Below are 18,659 nucleotides of genomic sequence, written 5' to 3'. Positions count from 1 at the left end.
CCAACAGCTCCTCTGTATCTAGCAAACATTCACAGTTAAACATCTTTGTTGATAGCTAATTTATTCTCGATTTATTTTTTATATAATAACATGAGCCGTTTAAAAACCCACCTCAAATAAACATATGATGTTTGTTTGAGGTGGGTTTTTCTTGTTTTTTGCTATGTTGAATGTTTTGTAATTTCATATGTAAACCTTGACTGTAAGCGGTTTTTTATGTATAATGTAGTCATCATTTAACAGAATATATTTCCGCTATTTCTAGATTTAGCCATGTTATATTTTGTATAATGGTAATATTTATTTTTTTAGACGCTCAGGTGTCTTGAAAGGCTTAGGAGGAAATGTTAATATGCAAAACGGTAAAGTAAAATGGTTTAATAACGAAAAAGGTTTCGGTTTTATCGAAGTTGAAGGCGGAGACGATGTATTCGTACACTTCACTGCTATTCAAGGTGAAGGATTCAAATCTTTAGAAGAAGGTCAAGAAGTTTCTTTTGAAATCGTTGAAGGAAACCGTGGACCACAAGCTTCTAATGTTACAAAACTGTAATCATACCATACAATGAATGATACTCCAGGCTGACGAAATTTCGTCAGCCTTTTTTATTTTATAATCATCATATCAGCGTGTAAGTTTTTCACCATATTGTCTCAGTTTCTCACCTACTGTACACGATGAAATACAAAAGCGATGAGCAGAGCTACGCCCCTTGTCTTTTCTATTTTGCTTATAAAGAAAACAACCGTTGCAGTAGTTATTCATAATCGCTTCCACTTTATGATAAATTTCCTTACGCTTCATATCCTTACCATCTCCATTTTTTGTATAACCTGTTCTATTCATTATAGTACGTTATTCTTTTATTCATTTTATAAACTCGTTTTAATCACACAGAATGATTCTGTATTATATAATCTGCATTTTACTATAAATCGTCTTTCCTTCTAACGCCTGTGTTGCAAGTTTATCCGCCTCTTTATTATCATTTCTAGGAATTGGTTGATAACGTGGTTTAAGTCCTAAACCCTTCATTCTTTCTTCAATCCGGTCCAACCAACGGTTTAAATTTTCTTCATAACAAGGCCATTCTCCTTCAAGCTGTTTCAAAACAACTTGTGAATCTCCCTTGAAATCACAAGGAACATGGTGAACACCAATCTCATTCAATAAATTTAAGGCATAATGCAGAGCTGCATATTCCGCTTCATTATTCGTTTCCATTTCATCGATTAATTCATTAGCTCGTAAACGATATTTCTTTTTTCCTTGTCTAAAATAGATCACTACTCCAAGTCCAGCTTGATAAGTATCTAGGTTAAATCCCCCGTCAAAATAAACCAGGACGTCATGGGGATCCTCTTCCACTTCCACAACTAATTTTTTGACTTCCTTTAAATTCCATGACTGCCCCATTTCATCATAAAAAATGAGCTCACTTGCTTTTCCTGTTTTTTCAATATCCTCTCCACCTATTATAGCTAATTCTGTATCCACCCAATCAGACGTAAAATAAATGCCTTCTTTTCCTTTTAACTTATAGGTCCATTCTATTTTATATTTCATCTATTCGTGACCTCCTTCTCTATAAACGATCCATAATTAGCTATTTCCTATATATTCCCTGTCATGCTTCACTGCTATTATTTATCAAGATTTTCACTTTCATTATCCAGTATGTAAAATTAGTTTCCCATTATGTTTAAAGTTTTACTCTTTTATGATCATCCTATTTAGTTTATACTTTTTTCATTAAGTAAATGCCCTATAATATGATGATTTCAAGATTTTATTCTAATGGCATTATAGAGAAAGCATATTATGATCACTCTATTATTCTCCTTTTCAGCACTTGCTATTGATTGAATACTGTACTAATAACAATAAAGGGGGCTTTTTAATTTGATTGAAGTTTATTTTGACGGTGCTAGTGCAGGTAATCCCGGTCCAAGTGGTGCTGGCGTTTTTATTAAAGAAAACGGTCAAGTGGAACGATCCTCTATTCCATTACCAGTCATGAGCAATCATGAAGCGGAATTTCATGCCTTTATCTCGGCCTTGGAGATCTGCTTACAAAAAGGATTTAAGACCGTGTCTTTTCGAACCGACTCCGACCTTGTTAATCGAGCTATCGAAAGAGAATTTGTGAAAAACAAAGCGTACACTCCATTACTTGAAAAAGCTTTAAACTTAACAAAGCAATTTGACTTATTTTTTTTAAAATGGATACCAAGTAATGAAAATAAAAATGCTGATGAGTTAGCAAGAAAAGCGATTCATCAATCACATAAATGAAAAGTCGAAACTTTCAATAACGCCAGATGATTGTCATGCTACTGTTGATTAATTTGCACAAGGATAATCGTATATTTTATCCTTCTTATAAAGTTATATATGAAAAGACGTGCTAATTAATTAGCACGTCTTTTCATATATAACTGTGGAATCAATTAAAAACAATTCAGATGACCCAGTCATTTTTCTTGATTAGATCGCTATAAGTTCTTGATCCTTTATGAAACGAATCGCAGCCCCACGTGTGCTAATTTTGCCTTTTACAAGCGTTTCCAATAATGAAAGGTAGAAACTGCCATCAAATTCTTTTTGTGCTTTTAATGTTAATTCGATCGCTGTGTTTGTTAATTCATCTGATGCATTCGTATACTGCTTTCCGAAGTGGATGAAATTAATTGCATCCTCTTGTAAATGAAATCCCTTACTATCAAGAAAGTCGACATACTGTGCTACTGTTTTCAATGTTTTATCCATTCCCCTCGATAACATTTGTCAATTAACATATTACCCGAATTTTAGACAAATTTCTACCTTTTTTTCGTTATTATATGACCTATTGTACCGGTTATTATTCCTAGGAGTGCTCCGCCAATAACTTCTTCGGGTTGATGGCCGAGCATTTCTTTTAACTTTTCAGGTGTTTTTTCTTCAAATTTTACCGTTTCATCCTTATGGACTTTATCGATTAGATCACCCATGCTGTTGACTTTTAAGGTTAATTCACCAGTTTGACGGCGGATTCCCTGTGCATCATACATGACAATAAGTCCATAAATGAGTGAAAGTGCAAAATCAATTGTGGGGGTGCCTCTTTTTAACGCAATAAAAGTAGTCAGTGATGAAACTCCAGCAGAGTGAGAGCTTGGCATTCCACCCGTTTGAAAAAATAAACCTGGTTTCCATTTCCTTGTTTTAACAAAATGTATCGGTATCTTTAATGCTTGTGCCATTCCAATACTTAACAAAGCAACATATATCCCCTTATTCATATATCCTTCACCTCTATCATTAGTGTGAAGAATGAAGAGTGAAATTATTCTTGATGGAGATACTAAGTTCGGAGGTGAAGGAAGATGGGTAAAAACGATCATAAAAATCGAGGAAAAAAAGCCCCTGGTGTTACTCCACAAGGGTACGGTCAAGATGCTGAGTTCGCAGAAGAACCAAAAAGCAAACTCGAAAACGCAGCAAAAAAGAAAAATACTAAATAATACATCAAAAAAGACAGATTTGCCAAATCTGTCTTCTTTGATGTATATATTATACTTATGCTCCGATGAAAAACATATGGTTACGTTTCCTAAGCTAATTCTTTTTCAAAATTGATAAAACGATAAAGTCCTTTCATTTCCACTTCATTGAATTTATCAAGAACCTTTTGTTGATCAAGTTTAAAAGTCGCTTGTTCAAGATCATATTGAACAGGTACGTCACATTTGATCTCAGCTAATTGCTTACTTAAATAAAGCATATCAAGATCCGATTCAATTTTTGTTTTCTGAGATTTTGTCAATTGATCTAGATGTTTGACAACTCCATCCACATGTTCATATTGCTGTAGCAATTTGAGAGCCGTTTTTTCACCAATGCCTTTAACACCTGGATAATTGTCGCTTGGATCGCCCATAAATGCTTTCAGATCAATCATTTGTCTTGGCCTAATTCCTTTTTCTTCATAAAAAGTATCTTGATTATGCACAAGATAGTTACCGAAGCCCTTTTTTAAAAGAATCACAGAGATATGATCATCAATAAGCTGTAAAATATCTTGATCCCCAGTCAAAATGGATACATTGGCTTCACCTTTAGCCTGTACAGCAATTGTTCCTATACAGTCATCCGCCTCAAAACCTTCCATACCGACGTTTGGAACATCAAAGGATTCTACGACTTCTTTTACAAGATCAAATTGTGGGATTAATTCCACTGGTGCTTCGCCTCGATTCGCTTTATAACCGTCAAATAACTCATTTCGAAACGTTTGGCTCCCCATATCCCAACAAACAACTACATGGCTTGGTTTAAATGAAGAAACGGCCGTAAAAAAATGCTTCACAAAACCATTAACCGCATTAGTCGGAACCCCTTTTGAATTAATCATAAATTGGCCTGACACAGATGTTGCAAAAAAAGCCCGAAACAAAAGCGCCATACCATCGACAAGCATTAATGAAGGTTTATTATTTGAATCCAATCATCTCACACTCCCTAAACAGATCAAGTTCACTTAAACATGAACACTATTATAACATGATTCACCTTAAGAAGGATTGGTAATCACCTAGAAGATTGGGTGAATTAGGCAAACATTGCACCCCTCCCATTTTTATATGTTCTTTACAAGTGGACAGATATAAGGAAAGTGTCTTTTTATGGTGCCTGACACCGAAGTTAATTAGTTTATTAATACGTTAGCCTTTTTATTCATTTCGATGATCTCAACAAGATTCCCATCTTTATTGATAATCGTTTCTTCTTTTGAGATTTCGAAATCATAAGATCGATAAAACTGTACATTTTGCGGAGTATCCTTCCGAACACGACAAAATATTTTATCTTTCCCCTTCTCTTGTGCATATTCCCCCAACCACTTGATCATGGCTTTAGCAGTCCCTTTTCCTCTTGCCTCAGGTACAACAGATAGTCTCGAAAAATAGAGTGAGTCTTCATTCATTTTAAAGCGAACAGATCCTAAAGCTTTCTCCTCAACGAAGCAAAGAATTGCCTTTTCAGAACCATTTTGAATTAATTTTTTTATAGAAGAAACGGGTTCATTCATAGCACTTGATGGAATATCATAGCTATCATATTCAGCAAATGCTTCCAACATGATTTGATGAACACTGATAATATCTTGATCTTCTTCTGCTAATCTAATAGTAAAATCCATGTTGTCACCTCATATTCTATTACATTGTTCTTGTTTCATTAGGAACCGAGTTAGGTGTAACATTTCTCGATTCCTAACGATCTTCTTCACACATACAATTATATCAATTCTGTCCTTTTTCGGTAGCTAACACCAGATTTTCTTCAATTTTTTTAAGCTCTTCTATTGGTAGTTCATTTGAAATAGAGGCAAGTGCTCCTTGATAGTACTCTTCTACCTGCTCTGTCAAACGGGCCAACAAGAGACTAAAATGTGCTTCCAGCTGTTCACCATAATGCTGTTTCAAACGTTCTTTTCCTTCTAGTAAATAATCCTCTGCTGGCTGCTCTAAATTCACTTCTAATTCATCACTTAAGAGCTTGCGTTCATTTTTCTCAAAAAATGTTTTTGGGTTTTTAAAATAAGATAGTGCTTTTTTGAACCTTTGCTGATCCAGCGTAACAAAAGCTGTTTGGAAATCAATACTTGTTGGTTTCCCTGCCTCATACGGACTAAAAGAAAGCTCTGCATTGTGTTCCTGTAACGCAGTAATGATCGATTGATCAGTCTGTGCTAAAAGCTTTATAATAAAAGCTTCTATTCGTAATGTCGTTGCCCGTAACTCCTGAGCAAAATCATAACCAAAATCTCCTAGAAATCCATCGAGTGCAGATTGCAGTGCTTTCTTCAAATTTCTACCGTCATCCTTCAGCAGTGCTGGATTGAAAGCTTCCTTCAAAAAGTCGCTAAATCGTAAAAATACACGTTGCTTTATATAAAAGACAAGCTCATCTGTTTCTTGTTCTAATCTTTGACGTAAAATTGTACTAGGTTGATTCTGAATATGTTCAATCAATTGCTCTTTTTCTTCTTCTAGTAAAACTCGTTTTTTTGCCTTTGTTTCTTGATCAGCCTCAGCAGAATGAATAAAGCTTTGTAACTGCGAGAGTACTCGCTGCCACTCCAATTTTGCCGAATTAACAGCGATCTCCATTAAATCATGCTCGATAAAAGAATAAAATCGTTCTTCAAACTGTCCAATACCAGAAGTGGTTGTCAGCCCACTCTCAAGTTTTTCTTTTATCGCCTGCAAACTTGAAACTGGATATAAATGAGGCTGTCTAATCCCATAAGTCACAAGTTGATCTTCCACGTAGTCAAGTACCGCATTCATTTCTTCTTCGTCTTGCGCTAAATCAATCGCATTTACAATAAAAAACATTTTATCAAGTGCAAACGTATCTTTGACGCGCCCTAATTGAATTAAAAACTCACGGTCTGCTTTTGAAAAAGCATGATTATAATACGTGACAAACAGAATCGCATCCGAATTTTTAATATACTCAAAAGCTACCCCTGTGTGACGAGCATTAATCGAATCGGCTCCTGGAGTATCAACGAGCGTAATCCCCTTTCGAGTTAATTGACAATCATAGTATACTTCAATCCACTCTACAAGACATGATTGCTCTTCATTGGCAACAAAACCAGAAAACTCGGTCAAATTGGTATGAATCGTCTCCCCTAACGTGTTCCGATAAGTATCAATCCCACGAACAAACGCTTGCAAAAAAGCAAGATGTGTCTTCTCAAAGGCATCAACATTACTCCTATTCCCAATAACATGTTGAGCAAAAGAAACTGCATCATCGAGGGTGTTCGCTTTCATCTCAAACGCTGCTAATGATCGATTCACATCTTCCATTAACGTATCATAGCCCTTTAACTTTACTAATACAGTCCCATGATGATGTTCGGAATCAACCGGCATAATCTTATTTATAGCTGCCGTTGTAGGATTAGGCGAAACTGGTAATAACTTATCACCGATTAAAGCATTAGCAAACGAAGACTTTCCAGCACTGAAAGCACCAAATAAAGCGACTGTAAACGATTGATTCTCAAGCCTTTCTGCTTTTTGCTTAAGTTCTTCCGCTATTTTTTTAAATCCAGGCACGCTTTTTACTTGATCCGAGGCAAACCGTAAACTAGGAATAAGTCGATCTAACTCCAAATGATTCTTCTGATCATTTTCAACAACCGGACGAGCCGAACGATTCGAAGCTACCTTTTCACCAGCCTTCACATTTTCCTCCACACTAGTAACAATTACTTCTGCCTCTTCTGTTTCATCGATTGCTAATTTTATAGCCTGATCTTGTAAAGCTTCGACATTTATATGTCCTGTTACTATTTGTTCAAGTTGAATATTGACAATTGTTTGCTTTTCTTCAAACTCAGCAATTTCTTTAAATGCGGTTAAGTAAACATTAAGTCGTGACAATTCCTTCTCAAGCTTTTGTTGTTTTTCGATTTGTTTTCCCTTTAGATGATTGAAGAAAGCCGAAAGATGGGGTGCTAGCTGGTCTTTCGCTATTCTTTTAATCGCATCCACAACATCCTTTGTATAATTCAATACATAATCACCAGATAAACGGGCACCAGTCTTAACCGTATTCACTAGTAATTCTTTATCAAAATGAACTTGAAAACTTTGTACATCTTCCAACAACTGTGCGTCTTCAACTTCACTTTCTCTCAACATTTTTATGAGCAATTCTTTCATATGCCAATCGATTTGCGATGTGACTTTTTCTGCAAAGTCAGTATAAAACTGATCCAGCCTACTCTGTCGCTCTTGTTCCGTTTTCTGCTTTGAAAAAAATAACCCCACTTTGAAATCAGGTTGTCTTGCGGCAAGATATTGTTCAGCTAAATCTCTTGTTTGAAAAGGCATTAAATACGCATTATCTAATACACGATCAATCTCATCATACATACTCTTTTCTTTACGTTTGAGTAAACCATGTAACTCATCTAGTCTAGTGGTTATTTCCGCAACTGTTTCTGGGAGGCTCCTCTTCTCCTCTTCCGAAAGTTCTGCAAGGATCTGATTCCGTTTATTAATCTCTTCTTCATCTTTTGAAGCTAAAAAGGTCCTATGCTCTTCAACTAGTTTTTTTAACGATTGAAAAATAGATTCAGGTAAGGCATGCAACCGATCCCCCACTTTTTCTTCCATAAATTGTCTCAAAATCGCAAATTGATTATACGGATGATCTAACTTTTTTAAAGAAGTGTAGAAAATTTTTGCTGGTTTTACGCCCCATGAAGCAAAAGAGTTTTTGACACTTTCCTGAAATTCTGTGAAACTCAATTCCTCATCGCGATGCTTATCAATCTGGTTAATGACTAAATAAACGTCCTTACCTGCTTCAGTCAATTCTTTTGTAAATAAAAAGTTCAATTCACTCTGAACGTGATTATAATCCATTACATAAAAAACCAAATCCGCAAGATGCAAGGCAGACTCCGTTGCAATTCGGTGAGCATCATCTGTTGAGTCAATTCCTGGTGTATCCATAATAATGGTATCTTTCGGAATTAACGTTTTTGAATAGCTAATTTCAATTGACTGAATCTGGTCTCCATCCTTACAATATGATTTCACTGCTTCATAATCATATGGAGCAGGGTACAGACGAGGACGGTCTTCTTTGAAAAAAACCTTGGCATAATCATCCCCTGACTTGATTTTCACAAGATTAGCACTCGTTGGTATTGGACTTGAAGGTAAAATATTCTCGCCCATTAACTGATTAATCATACTCGATTTTCCAGCTGAAAAATGACCACAAAAAGCAATAGAGTATTCTTGCCTTTCAAGTTTAATCGCTAAATCCTTTGCTCGCTCCGCTGACTGTACATTTTCTTGTTGATAAAACTTTTCATAAAGCGCTGCTATTTGTCCACTTAATAACACTGTCTCTTGTTGTATTCCAATTTTGACCATGAATTGTTATCCCCTTGTTTTTTCAATATACCCACTATTTTAAACGATTTTATGTCTATTTCCTACTTAAAAAACTGAAAGTATTTTTAATAATTCATAAAATAAAAATAAATCTTGAAAAACTAAACATCTTCACCCCTTACATTGTCATATGTTATTTACCTTAAGTGTATAGATGTATTTTTAAACTTTTAAATCTCCTAAAAGTCAGAGTTCGAAAAATTCAATAGTAAGAGGAAATTATCTACTTTCCCAAAAACGAACCATTTTAAATTTATTTTAGATATGAATTTTATGGTATGATGAATAAAAAGTAAGGACAGTTAGGAGAGTGTGCAATGTTAATTGGGTATATTAGACCTTTTCAAGAAGACCTAAACTGTGAAATACAACATCAGAATATAACAAAAACCAATTGTGACACGATTATCATAGAGGATCATTCATCCGCAAAAAAGAGAATAAAGCTGAAAAATATGATCGACAACCTTAATCAAGGAGATAAAATAGTCGTTACTAAACTTTTTACCTTTGCTGATTCCACGCGACATCTAGTTGAGCTATTAGATGCTATTGACGCTAAAGGCGGCTATTTTCAATCTCTTAAAGAGGGGGTTGATACAAGTAATGATTCTGGATATTTTTTCAAAAACACCGTCAAACACCTTGTAGAATTCCAAAGTGATGTCATTAGTGAAAAAACAAAAAAAGGATTATATGAAGCAAAACAAAAGGGAGTTATTACAGGACGACCAAGAAAATCTGACGAAAATGTGGATCGTGCTATTACGATGTATCAAAGTAAAAAGTATACTCTGGCTGAGATCAAAAATGAAACAGGAATTAGTAAATCTACCCTATATCGATATTTAGAAAATTAAAATAATCCATAAAAAAAGCTCCCCTCCAGTACACAGATTTTTATTTTTTCATCTGTCTACCTTATCGGGAGCATATCAAGAGAAGAATCGACTTTTTTTATGGATTCTCGTTGAGTGAATGTAACCCTTGAATAGCTATTACTATTTAGTTGGCTGTGTTCTTCATGATGATTGTTGATAAATGACCTTTATATGTGATCCTGTGTTTGATTCAGTATGAATCACTTAATGGACGCGTATACCAAAGTCCATTGGAGCATCAACACGATTGTTTAACACAGCCATTTCGTTTATAGTTACTTAACAACTTTGTGTTTTCAATGCTGGTTGCTTTAAACACGTATTTAAGGATTTAAAGGTATTTCTGATAACATCCCCTCTACTAATGATACCAACTAATACTCCGTTCCGCTCTACCGGTAATCTTTTGATTTGCTTTTTCCCTAAAATCGCTGCGATATTCTCGATTTTCTCATCCCATTTAACTTTATATACCGTTTTTTGAGCAATCTCCATAACGTTTAATTCCCTTACTTTTTGTGCCCTTTCCTCAAACTCATCTTCATCCACTTTGAATGCCTGTGCAAAGAAAAGTGTACCAATGACAATATCATTAGGCTTTCCGATAAAACGCATGATGTCTCCATCGCTGATATAGGCAACAATTTTATTCCTATCATTAACAATAGGAAGACCGCTAATATCGTATTCCATAAATTTCCTAATAACTGATTGTACACTATCGTGTTCCTTCACTTTAATTACCTGTTTTTTCATGATTTCATGAGCTCGCATGTTTACCCCTCCACATTCGTTAGATTTGGTATCCTTCTACATACACAATGATAATCGTTACATTCTATCAATCACTTACCACTGATGTTGTACATAGTTGCTACGCTCGTTTAATTCCTTCAAATGTGTTATATTCACCTTTAACTTTTGCTAAATAACGGACACTTTAAAGAATCTTTTCATCATCATAAAAAACAGAAACCTATTGTTATAATCCATAGGCATAATTAAAATGCAAAGGGGTATGAAGATTTGAATCTACTAGTTAGACTATCTCACCCATTTCAAGCACTTGTTTCTACTTTTACGTCTTTCGTTTTATCTGGCTTTGATCGAAACGTAAAATGGTCTTTTTCAACTAAAAAAGAAACGAATAAACTTCCGATAATTGCCCACAATGGAGCACCAATGTTGAAAAAATTCACACCTGACATCCCAATAATTAAGGCAAAAAAAGCACCCATTTGAAATTTACTAGCGGAAAAAGCTGTTTTTAATGAATTGATAAGAACACCTAACATCGCTAGTCCGGCTATTACAGTAACAATCACACTCGGCATAGCGATAACAAATGGAACAACTAGTGCTGCAAATAGGCCAAAAATAGAGAAGAACACTCCATTCGCAACCGATGCTGCATAACGACTTTCTTTCTTTCCTACTTCTTTTGCCGAACAAATAGCTGTCATTGGTCCCGCGATATTGATCGCATGAGCACCGAAGAGTGAAGCGATAAGACCAACGATAGAACCGTAAGTAGCCATTGCGCTATTCGGTGGCTTGTACCCTTGAGCCATTAATACCCCTGTTGCTTGAGCATTTTCTGTACAAATGATGAGCAACGCAAGTGGAATACCAATTGATACAATAGCATCAAGACTAAATACTGGCATCACTAATTGTGGAAGTACAAATGTATCCTGAATATTTTGAATTTGAAATGCATTTGTAAAGATAGCCAACAAAACAGCTACGATTAAAGCAGATAAAACAGGTGGGAATTTTTTAAAGAATCTTGATGAAAGTAAAAACACTAGAATAGCTGAACCTGCTAATAATGGTGAAAGGGTAACAGATGTGATCATTTCCGTCGCAAAACGGATCATCACTCCAACAATCATCCCCATGACAATTGGAAGCGGTATCCATTTCATCACTTTGTCGATTAAGCCTGATGCACCAAGAATAATCACAAGGATATTAGCTACTAGATAAGCCCCTATTGCTTCATTTAATGAAAAATGGGTTAAAGACCCCGCAACTAATACAGCTCCTGCAATGGAATGTGCACCTGAGATCGGCTGACGATACTTTAGCGCTAAAAATATACCAAGTAATCCACTAAAAAAATAAACAGCGAATATCCAGCTTATCGTTTGAGCATAAGTCAATCCGCCACCCGTAGCGCCTCCAATAATAATTAATGCTGGGCCCGTACACCCAAAAATAGCTGAGACTAAACCGGCGCTAATTGTATTTACATTTAGATTCTGACGTAAATCTTTAAGATTTGTACGTAAATGGTTCTCTCTCATTGCTATCTCCTTTCGATAAAAATCGTTTAGTGTTAATCTGTAATTATTATAATAAATCAAAAAACTCTTTTTGTACTCATCCAATCGGATTATTTAGAACTAATCCAATTATAAAGAAGACTAACTATCAGTAGGGTTTTCTTCATCCCCTACTGATAGTTAGTCACGCGGAGCCTGATTGAATTTTCTAAGGGCTCAAGCCCAAAGAAAATTCTTATCGCACTTAGCCGATCTTTACGGGCAGTTGATCCCTAACAATAATCCTTCCTCGGTTTTCTCGAAGTCTTGAGGTAGGGGTTTTACTGCCCGTCAAGACGGGATAAATATATTAGCATACCAATCAATGATTAATAGTGCAGAGGTGGATCAATAATGGAATGGAAAGTGAATCGCGAGGCTACTAAACCTCTCTATCAACAAATCTTCGAATATATCGAAGAAAAAATTTCATATGGAGAATTTCCTCCTGGCAGCTTACTGCCTTCAGAACGCAAATTGGCTGAACAATTAAACGTCAATCGTATGACCATTGTCCATGTGTACGACGAACTTCAAGCATCCGGTTTAGTAGAAAGAAAAAAAGGAAGTGGAACCCGTGTTAGCACACATAAATGGGGGATTCTTCCTAAAGGAGTAACAAATTGGAGAAAGTATATAGAAGGTGGCTCATTTTTACCTACATACCCTTTAATTAAGCGTATTCGTGACGAAGCCAAGCAGATGAAAAATGGCTTTAATTTGGCAAGTGGTGAATTGTCAGCTGACTTATTTCCAACTCGTTTTTTACAAGCTTCTTTTACTGAACAAACGTTTTCTAACGACTTAGGCTATGTGCACCCGCAAGGACATTTAGCCTTCCGTGAGACGGTAGCTGAATATGTGAAGGATTATCATAATATTCATACAACCAGTTCTTCCGTTTTGATTACATCAGGAGCTCAACAAGCTTTACATCTCATTACCCAGTGTTTGCTTAATCCAGGCGATGCTGTCGCTATTGAAGCTCCTTCTTACTGTTATTCACTCCCACTGTTTCAATCAGCTGGTCTGCGTATATTTGGTTTACCAGTCGACGCTCATGGAATTAATCCGGACGATATCGTGACTTTACATCGCAAACATCAAATTCGTATGATTTTTTTAAATCCAATATACCAAAGTCCAACTGGGACCACACTTACAGATACACGTCGAAAAAAAATATTGGAAATTTCAGCAGAGTTAGGAGTTCCCATTGTTGAAGATGATCCAGTTAGCCTACTATCCTTCGAAGACGCGGGTCACTATCCGATTAAATCTTTTGACCGAAGTGGCAACGTTCTGTATATTGGATCGCTTTCCAAAGTGATTGCCTCTAGTTTACGAGTTGGCTGGATTATTGGTCCTCAATCGGTTATTAACCGTTTAGCTGATGCAAGGCAACAAATTGATTTTGGATTAAGTATTTTTCCACAGTTAATTGCGAATCAGTTTTTACAATCGACTGAATATCCGAACCATCTTACATTCCTGCGTCAGGAGCTAGTGGAAAGGCGAAATGAAATGATTTCTGCTTTACAAGACACTTTAGGCGAAAAAGTCGATTTTATCATCCCTCAAGGTGGTCTTTTCATCTGGTGTAAAATAAACCAGAAAGTTGATGACCAAAAGTTAGTAGAGGAAGGAATCAAAAGCAAAATTCTGTTTATGCCAGGAAGTGTATATGGTTCTCCAAATGGATATGTTCGTTTCACTTATGCCCGATTAAAACGGGAATCAATAAGGGAAGCGATTTTGCGATTTGCTGATGTTCTATCTCGTGTATAAAAGGTACTATAAAAGGTGCCAAGCACCTTTTTCTTCCTTCTTCATTTACATATAAAAGGATTTAAAAATCTATTTTTTAATTGTTATCCTTGTTATATTCGGAAGGGAAATATTTATATCCCTAAAAGGAGAAATGCTAGATGAATATTGTTACGTTAAACAATGGTTTAAAAATGCCTCAGTTAGGATTTGGTGTTTGGCGCGTTGAAAATGACCAGACAACTAACGCTGTTGTGAAAGCGCTCGAATTAGACTACAGATCTATTGATACATCCATAATTTACCAAAATGAAAAAGGAGTTGGAAAAGCTCTTCGACAAACATCTATTCCACGTGAAGAGCTATTTATTACCACGAAGGTTTGGAACAGTGATCAAGGCTTTGAAAACACATTACGTGCCTATGAAGAGAGTCTAATATGTTGATTTATATTTAATCCATTGGCCTACTCCAAAATATGACCGCTATATAGATACATATAAAGCATTAGAAAAGCTCTATCATGATGGACGTGTGAAAGCGATCGGTGTCTGTAATTTTGACATCGATCACTTGGAACGCATTTTAGCAGAGTGTGAAGTAAAACCTGTTTTAAATCAAATTGAATGTCATCCGTATTTTTCACAAAATGAAATGAAAGATTTCTGTGCAAAACATGATATTTTTGTAGAAGCATGGGGTCCACTTGAACAAGGTGGAGATGTATTAAAAGATCCTGTTATTCAAAAGATCGCCGAAGCACATGGTAAATCACCAGCAAAAACGGTATTACGTTGGCACTTACAAAACAACACAATCGTCATCCCTAAATCTGTCACACCTTCCCGAATGGAAGAAAATTTTAACGTTTTCGATTTTGAGCTATCCCCAAATGAAATGGAAGAAATCAATCAATTAAACCGTAACCGTCGTAAAGGAAGAATACCAAGCGAAATGAATTTACTACAATTATGATGAAAAAAGGAGCGATGATTACGTCGCTTCTTTTTTTCATCACTATACTAACCTAAATCCGCACTAATATCGAACTCAGGATGTGCGGACTATTTTTTATTCTGCTCCTACTTGATTGATTCACTTCACTTTTAAGTATCCTTTATTACTAGAACTCTTTCGCCCATCTATAACTACTTTTAACAACTTAATCTATCTCTAAGTTGTTCAATTCAATTCGATATAAGTCACGTCGTCGATCGCGTAACTGTCGTACAGAACCACTGTTCCTAGAACGCCTTAACTTCTCAAGGTCCACATCACCGACAACAACTGTATCAACATTAGCATCACATTCTCCTACAATTCCATCTCTCGCAAACCCAAAATCCGAAGGAGAGAAAATTCCAGATTGTGCGTACTGAATATCCATGTTTTCGACATGTGTCAAGTTACCTACGGTTCCTGCAATACACGTATATACTTGATTCTCAATCGCTCGTGCCTGGGCACAGTAACGAACACGAAGGTATCCCTGACGGTCGTCCGTACAAAACGGAACAAAAATAATATTTGCACCTTTATCGACGGCAATACGTGCAAGCTCCGGAAACTCAATGTCATAACAAATTTGGATAGCAATTTTTCCACAATCCGTGTCAAATACATTAATTTCGTTTCCTTCTGCAATCCCCCACCATTTCCGTTCGTTAGGCGTTACATGAATCTTCGATTGTTTCTCAATCGTACCATCGCGACGGAATAGATACGCTATATTATAAATATTCTCATCCTCTTCCACAAAATGCGATCCTCCGACAATGTTTACATTATATCGTACAGCCAGTTCTGTACACAGTTCAATATACTGATCTGTATAAGTTGCAAGCCTGCGAATAGCCTGATCTGGCCTTTTTTCTTCGAGAAACGACATCAATTGGGTTGTAAATAGCTCTGGGAAAACAGCAAAATCCGAACCGAAATCAGCCGCAATATCAACATAATACTCAACCTGCCGAGTAAAATCTGTAAACGAATCAATTTTTTTCATCATATACTGTATGGCGCAAATTCTCACAGGGAAAGATGTGCGATAGACGCGCCTGGACTTCGCCAAATAATCAATGTTATTCCATTCCATCAAAGTTGCAAAAGCATCAGATGCCTTGTCGTCTGGAAGATACCTCGTGTTGATACGTTTAATAATAAAACCCTCAAGGAGTTGGAAGGACAATACCGGATCATAGATGCTGTGCATCTCAACTGCTGATACATACTCACGTGGTGTCATTTCATTCTTGTATTTATGGTAATTTGGAATTCGTCCACCGATAATAATGCTTCGAAGATTTAATTGACGAGCAAGTTCCTTGCGCACCTCGTAAAGACGATGTCCAATTTTCATACGACGGTATTCTGGGTCAACCATTACTTCAATTCCATATAAGTTAAATCCATCGGGATCATGATTAGTAATATAACCATTGTCTGTGATTGCATTCCAAGTGTGTTGGTCGTCATATTCATCAAAATTGACGACGAGACTTGAACAAGAACCAACAATTTTGTCCTCATATTCTACACAGAACTGACCCTCGGGGAAAATCCGAATATGACTTTCCAATTGTTCTCGCTTCCACGGCACCATACCGGGGAAACACTGGCTCCATAACTTCATAATTTCATCAATATCATCCATCTTTATATTGCGAACAATAATTTTCTTTTCGTATTTCGACATATCTGTCTCTGACATGTTCTCACGTCCTTGTCTCTCAGTTATCAAACTTACCATCTTACTCGTTTTTCTTCATATAATAATCAACGTCTTTCCCAATTGACTCGTTCATGATTATGATACCTCATTTCCCATTACCTTTTCATCTTCTAGCCATCCCTCTTTGAGTCATGTATGATTTTGATGGAACTCTTTCAGTGCTTCAAATTGTTCAATTGTACCTAACTTTACATTCACCTTTTTGCCTCACCCTTTCATTCTTCTTGTATGGACTTAGAGTGACCAAATGACCATAACACTTTTCATTTTTTATTACAGTTTTATGTACATATTCCTTTTTTATTCAAAATAGTGGATAATCCGACTCTTCAGTTTATTTGTTCATTTAAAAGTTGTTATGTTACTTATTTTCTGATAATATATTATTATGTAACATTATATTTTAGGGGGATGTCCCGTGGAATATGTTAATCCCATTAAAGATGTCGAACAAATCAATGCTATAAAAGTCATTTTACAGAAACAATCACAAAGAGATCTATTGTTGTTTGTATTGGGCATTAATACAGGTGTTAAAATTAGTGATTTACTTTTCTTAAAAGTTGAAGATGTATGGGATGGAACACAAATGAAGGAATTTCTTTATATTAAGGATGAGAAAAGCGAAGAAAAACAAGCATTTTATTTAAATAGTCGGGTAGAAGTAGTACTCGAAACTTACTTATCTCGTTTCAATTATAGTAGTAAGGATTTTCTTTTTAAATCAAAAAAGAATGATCAACCGATTACAAGACAGCAAGCCTATCGAATTATTAATCATGCTGCTAAAGAAGCGGGTATTATAGGAAAGATCGGCACCCATACCCTCCGAAAAACGTTCGGCTATCATGCTTTACGCAAAGGAATTGCCATATCTATCCTAATGTCTATCTACCATCATCAATCACCAGCAGAAACTTTACGTTACTTAGGAGTAGATAAATATGAAAAACACCTCATAAAAGTAGATGTCAACCTTTAAATATTTGAAAGCTACCTAAACTAACCCACCCTTTTAATAAAAAATCTCCCCATGTGAATATATGAGGAGAAGAATAAAGGTTTAAAACAATCTATTTGCTAGTAATCTAATGATTAAATATCATCTATTTCATCAGGGACAGTTATTTTTACATTTGTAAAATCTTTAACATAGTCCTCTGTTACATGAACATATATGGTTTCTTTATTTTTCATAAATTTGAACAAACCATTATTAAAATCTGTACCGATATCCTTGAAGAAAATCCCTTCAAATTCAGCATTCTTTGTATGTTTAAATCGAATACGGTATTCTTCGTTTTCTTTCACAAGATAGGCACGAACCCCCTTCTCAAACTGGCCTTCTTGATCTCTAACTGAACGAGAAACAGAAATAATATGAAGGTCTACGAATGGGATCTCCTGCAACAACGTGTTAATAATCGAACCCTTTGTCATTTGCTCCCAACGACTTTGAGCGGTTTGACCGAGTACAATTTGCGTAATATGTTTCTCTCTAGCTACATCTGCTATCACTTTTGAAATAGGGCGTTTTTCATTATCCAAAACAATAAATTCTTCAGCGTTATGCTTTTCCGCTAATTGTTGCCAACTACTAATATAGAAGGATTTCTCAGCATCCAGTTCATCAAAAGGTTTCCGGTCAATGGTCAAGATATAGAGTGGGCAATCAAGCATACTCGCTATCTTACACCCACGCTGAATAAGTCGCGCACCATTTGGCCCATAGTATACGCAGACGAGGATGCTTTCGTCCATACGACCTTTTATTTTCTTCATTATTATGGTCACCTCAATATCAATGTAAAAAACAAGTCTTATTCTATCAAGCTATGTACGACTATATCTTATGCTACAACTTCAGTCAATCTTTATAAAGAAATCTTCAATAATGCCTAAACTCAAAATTAATGAATGAATATTTAACATAAATCATTTTCATAAAAAGTGAAGAGTTATTAGAGACTTCAC

The 18,659-nt window shown here is 35.8% G+C and carries 17 protein-coding genes and 1 pseudogene; 7 read left to right on the top strand and 11 right to left on the bottom strand.

The window, feature by feature from the left end; translation table 11 throughout:
- Window positions 1-352: 352 nt before the first annotated feature.
- Window positions 353-553 carry a cold-shock protein CspD gene (cspD, locus tag JMM81_RS03075; protein ID WP_256240023.1) on the top strand — a complete coding sequence of 67 codons (201 nt, stop codon included), beginning with the start codon at window positions 353-355 and terminating at the stop codon, window positions 551-553.
- A 72-nt stretch (window positions 554-625) separates the two neighbouring features.
- On the opposite strand, the gene JMM81_RS03070 is transcribed toward cspD, so the two are convergent.
- Window positions 626-805, bottom strand: coding sequence for a zinc-finger domain-containing protein (locus JMM81_RS03070; protein ID WP_256240022.1), 180 nt, complete (start codon window positions 803-805; stop codon window positions 626-628).
- A gap of 105 nt (window positions 806-910) precedes the next feature.
- Window positions 911-1,567, bottom strand: a complete 657-nt coding sequence (locus tag JMM81_RS03065) for a ribonuclease H family protein (RefSeq protein WP_256240020.1) — start codon at window positions 1,565-1,567, stop codon at window positions 911-913.
- Between the two features lie 336 nt (window positions 1,568-1,903).
- On the opposite strand from JMM81_RS03065, the gene JMM81_RS03060 reads away from it, so the two are divergent.
- Entirely contained in the window at window positions 1,904-2,296 is a 393-nt protein-coding gene (locus tag JMM81_RS03060) for a reverse transcriptase-like protein (RefSeq protein ID WP_256240019.1), read from the top strand.
- Window positions 2,297-2,488: 192 nt separating this feature from the next.
- Here JMM81_RS03060 and JMM81_RS03055 read toward each other — a convergent pair whose 3' ends face one another.
- Entirely contained in the window at window positions 2,489-2,770 is a 282-nt protein-coding gene (locus JMM81_RS03055) for a DUF6123 family protein (protein ID WP_256240018.1), read from the bottom strand.
- Window positions 2,771-2,823: 53 nt separating this feature from the next.
- On the bottom strand, window positions 2,824-3,285 hold the full coding sequence (locus JMM81_RS03050) for a divergent PAP2 family protein (RefSeq protein WP_256240017.1): 462 nt from the start codon (window positions 3,283-3,285) through the stop codon (window positions 2,824-2,826).
- An 84-nt stretch (window positions 3,286-3,369) separates the two neighbouring features.
- Between JMM81_RS03050 and sspL the strand changes: the two genes are divergently transcribed.
- On the top strand, window positions 3,370-3,507 hold the full coding sequence (gene sspL / locus JMM81_RS03045) for a small, acid-soluble spore protein L (protein WP_256240016.1): 138 nt from the start codon (window positions 3,370-3,372) through the stop codon (window positions 3,505-3,507).
- 89 nt (window positions 3,508-3,596) lie between these two features.
- Here sspL and JMM81_RS03040 read toward each other — a convergent pair whose 3' ends face one another.
- The 3 genes from JMM81_RS03040 to JMM81_RS03030 all read right to left on the bottom strand — a co-directional run bounded on the left by JMM81_RS03040 (window position 3,597) and on the right by JMM81_RS03030 (window position 8,958).
- A complete protein-coding gene (locus JMM81_RS03040) occupies window positions 3,597-4,463 on the bottom strand; it encodes a 5'-3' exonuclease (protein ID WP_256240309.1) in 867 nt (288 codons plus the stop codon).
- A 228-nt stretch (window positions 4,464-4,691) separates the two neighbouring features.
- Complete coding sequence (locus JMM81_RS03035; RefSeq protein ID WP_256240015.1) at window positions 4,692-5,186, bottom strand: GNAT family N-acetyltransferase; 495 nt, start codon at window positions 5,184-5,186, stop codon at window positions 4,692-4,694.
- A gap of 103 nt (window positions 5,187-5,289) precedes the next feature.
- On the bottom strand, window positions 5,290-8,958 hold the full coding sequence (locus tag JMM81_RS03030; RefSeq protein ID WP_256240014.1) for a dynamin family protein: 3,669 nt from the start codon (window positions 8,956-8,958) through the stop codon (window positions 5,290-5,292).
- Between the two features lie 338 nt (window positions 8,959-9,296).
- Between JMM81_RS03030 and JMM81_RS03025 the strand changes: the two genes are divergently transcribed.
- Complete coding sequence (locus JMM81_RS03025; RefSeq protein WP_256240013.1) at window positions 9,297-9,839, top strand: recombinase family protein; 543 nt, start codon at window positions 9,297-9,299, stop codon at window positions 9,837-9,839.
- A gap of 300 nt (window positions 9,840-10,139) precedes the next feature.
- On the opposite strand, the gene JMM81_RS03020 is transcribed toward JMM81_RS03025, so the two are convergent.
- Together JMM81_RS03020 and JMM81_RS03015 are read right to left on the bottom strand one after the other, a co-directional pair.
- The gene (locus tag JMM81_RS03020) at window positions 10,140-10,634 is read right to left on the bottom strand and encodes a CBS domain-containing protein (RefSeq protein WP_256240012.1); all 495 of its coding nucleotides are present in this window, start codon (window positions 10,632-10,634) and stop codon (window positions 10,140-10,142) included.
- A gap of 284 nt (window positions 10,635-10,918) precedes the next feature.
- Window positions 10,919-12,169, bottom strand: coding sequence for a benzoate/H(+) symporter BenE family transporter (locus tag JMM81_RS03015; protein WP_256240011.1), 1,251 nt, complete (start codon window positions 12,167-12,169; stop codon window positions 10,919-10,921).
- Window positions 12,170-12,541: 372 nt separating this feature from the next.
- Here JMM81_RS03015 and JMM81_RS03010 point away from each other — a divergent pair, with 372 nt between their 5' ends.
- Window positions 12,542-13,975: an aminotransferase-like domain-containing protein gene (locus JMM81_RS03010; RefSeq protein WP_256240010.1), complete on the top strand. Its 1,434-nt coding sequence runs from the start codon at window positions 12,542-12,544 to the stop codon at window positions 13,973-13,975.
- Between the two features lie 140 nt (window positions 13,976-14,115).
- A pseudogene (locus tag JMM81_RS03005) lies at window positions 14,116-14,929 on the top strand (aldo/keto reductase).
- A 187-nt stretch (window positions 14,930-15,116) separates the two neighbouring features.
- Here the strand turns inward: JMM81_RS03005 and JMM81_RS03000 are convergent.
- Complete coding sequence (locus JMM81_RS03000; protein WP_256240009.1) at window positions 15,117-16,664, bottom strand: bifunctional GNAT family N-acetyltransferase/carbon-nitrogen hydrolase family protein; 1,548 nt, start codon at window positions 16,662-16,664, stop codon at window positions 15,117-15,119.
- Between the two features lie 439 nt (window positions 16,665-17,103).
- On the opposite strand from JMM81_RS03000, the gene JMM81_RS02995 reads away from it, so the two are divergent.
- Window positions 17,104-17,667 (top strand): tyrosine-type recombinase/integrase, encoded by a 564-nt coding sequence (locus JMM81_RS02995; protein ID WP_256240008.1) that lies wholly within the window; start codon window positions 17,104-17,106, stop codon window positions 17,665-17,667.
- A 113-nt stretch (window positions 17,668-17,780) separates the two neighbouring features.
- Here JMM81_RS02995 and JMM81_RS02990 read toward each other — a convergent pair whose 3' ends face one another.
- Complete coding sequence (locus tag JMM81_RS02990) at window positions 17,781-18,467, bottom strand: universal stress protein (protein WP_256240007.1); 687 nt, start codon at window positions 18,465-18,467, stop codon at window positions 17,781-17,783.
- Window positions 18,468-18,659: the final 192 nt, after the last annotated feature.

It is taken from the genome of Bacillus sp. V3B (assembly GCF_024494465.1).
Taxonomy (GTDB): Bacteria; Bacillota; Bacilli; order Bacillales; family Cytobacillaceae; genus Bacillus_BD.
Note: the sequence above shows the minus strand (reverse complement) of the source record. Positions and strands in the feature narration are given on the sequence as shown.

Coding starts and splice junctions, on each gene's coding strand:
- JMM81_RS03065 (WP_256240020.1), bottom strand. CDS start 1,567: ATGAAATATAAAATAGAATGGACCTATAAGTTAAAAGGAAAAGAAGGC.
- JMM81_RS03055 (WP_256240018.1), bottom strand. CDS start 2,770: ATGGATAAAACATTGAAAACAGTAGCACAGTATGTCGACTTTCTTGAT.
- JMM81_RS03030 (WP_256240014.1), bottom strand. CDS start 8,958: ATGGTCAAAATTGGAATACAACAAGAGACAGTGTTATTAAGTGGACAA.
- JMM81_RS02990 (WP_256240007.1), bottom strand. CDS start 18,467: ATGAAGAAAATAAAAGGTCGTATGGACGAAAGCATCCTCGTCTGCGTA.
- JMM81_RS03035 (WP_256240015.1), bottom strand. CDS start 5,186: ATGGATTTTACTATTAGATTAGCAGAAGAAGATCAAGATATTATCAGT.
- JMM81_RS03025 (WP_256240013.1), top strand. CDS start 9,297: ATGTTAATTGGGTATATTAGACCTTTTCAAGAAGACCTAAACTGTGAA.
- JMM81_RS03050 (WP_256240017.1), bottom strand. CDS start 3,285: ATGAATAAGGGGATATATGTTGCTTTGTTAAGTATTGGAATGGCACAA.
- JMM81_RS03020 (WP_256240012.1), bottom strand. CDS start 10,634: ATGCGAGCTCATGAAATCATGAAAAAACAGGTAATTAAAGTGAAGGAA.
- JMM81_RS03000 (WP_256240009.1), bottom strand. CDS start 16,664: ATGTCAGAGACAGATATGTCGAAATACGAAAAGAAAATTATTGTTCGC.
- cspD (WP_256240023.1), top strand. CDS start 353: ATGCAAAACGGTAAAGTAAAATGGTTTAATAACGAAAAAGGTTTCGGT.
- JMM81_RS03015 (WP_256240011.1), bottom strand. CDS start 12,169: ATGAGAGAGAACCATTTACGTACAAATCTTAAAGATTTACGTCAGAAT.
- sspL (WP_256240016.1), top strand. CDS start 3,370: ATGGGTAAAAACGATCATAAAAATCGAGGAAAAAAAGCCCCTGGTGTT.
- JMM81_RS03010 (WP_256240010.1), top strand. CDS start 12,542: ATGGAATGGAAAGTGAATCGCGAGGCTACTAAACCTCTCTATCAACAA.
- JMM81_RS03070 (WP_256240022.1), bottom strand. CDS start 805: ATGAAGCGTAAGGAAATTTATCATAAAGTGGAAGCGATTATGAATAAC.
- JMM81_RS03040 (WP_256240309.1), bottom strand. CDS start 4,463: ATGCTTGTCGATGGTATGGCGCTTTTGTTTCGGGCTTTTTTTGCAACA.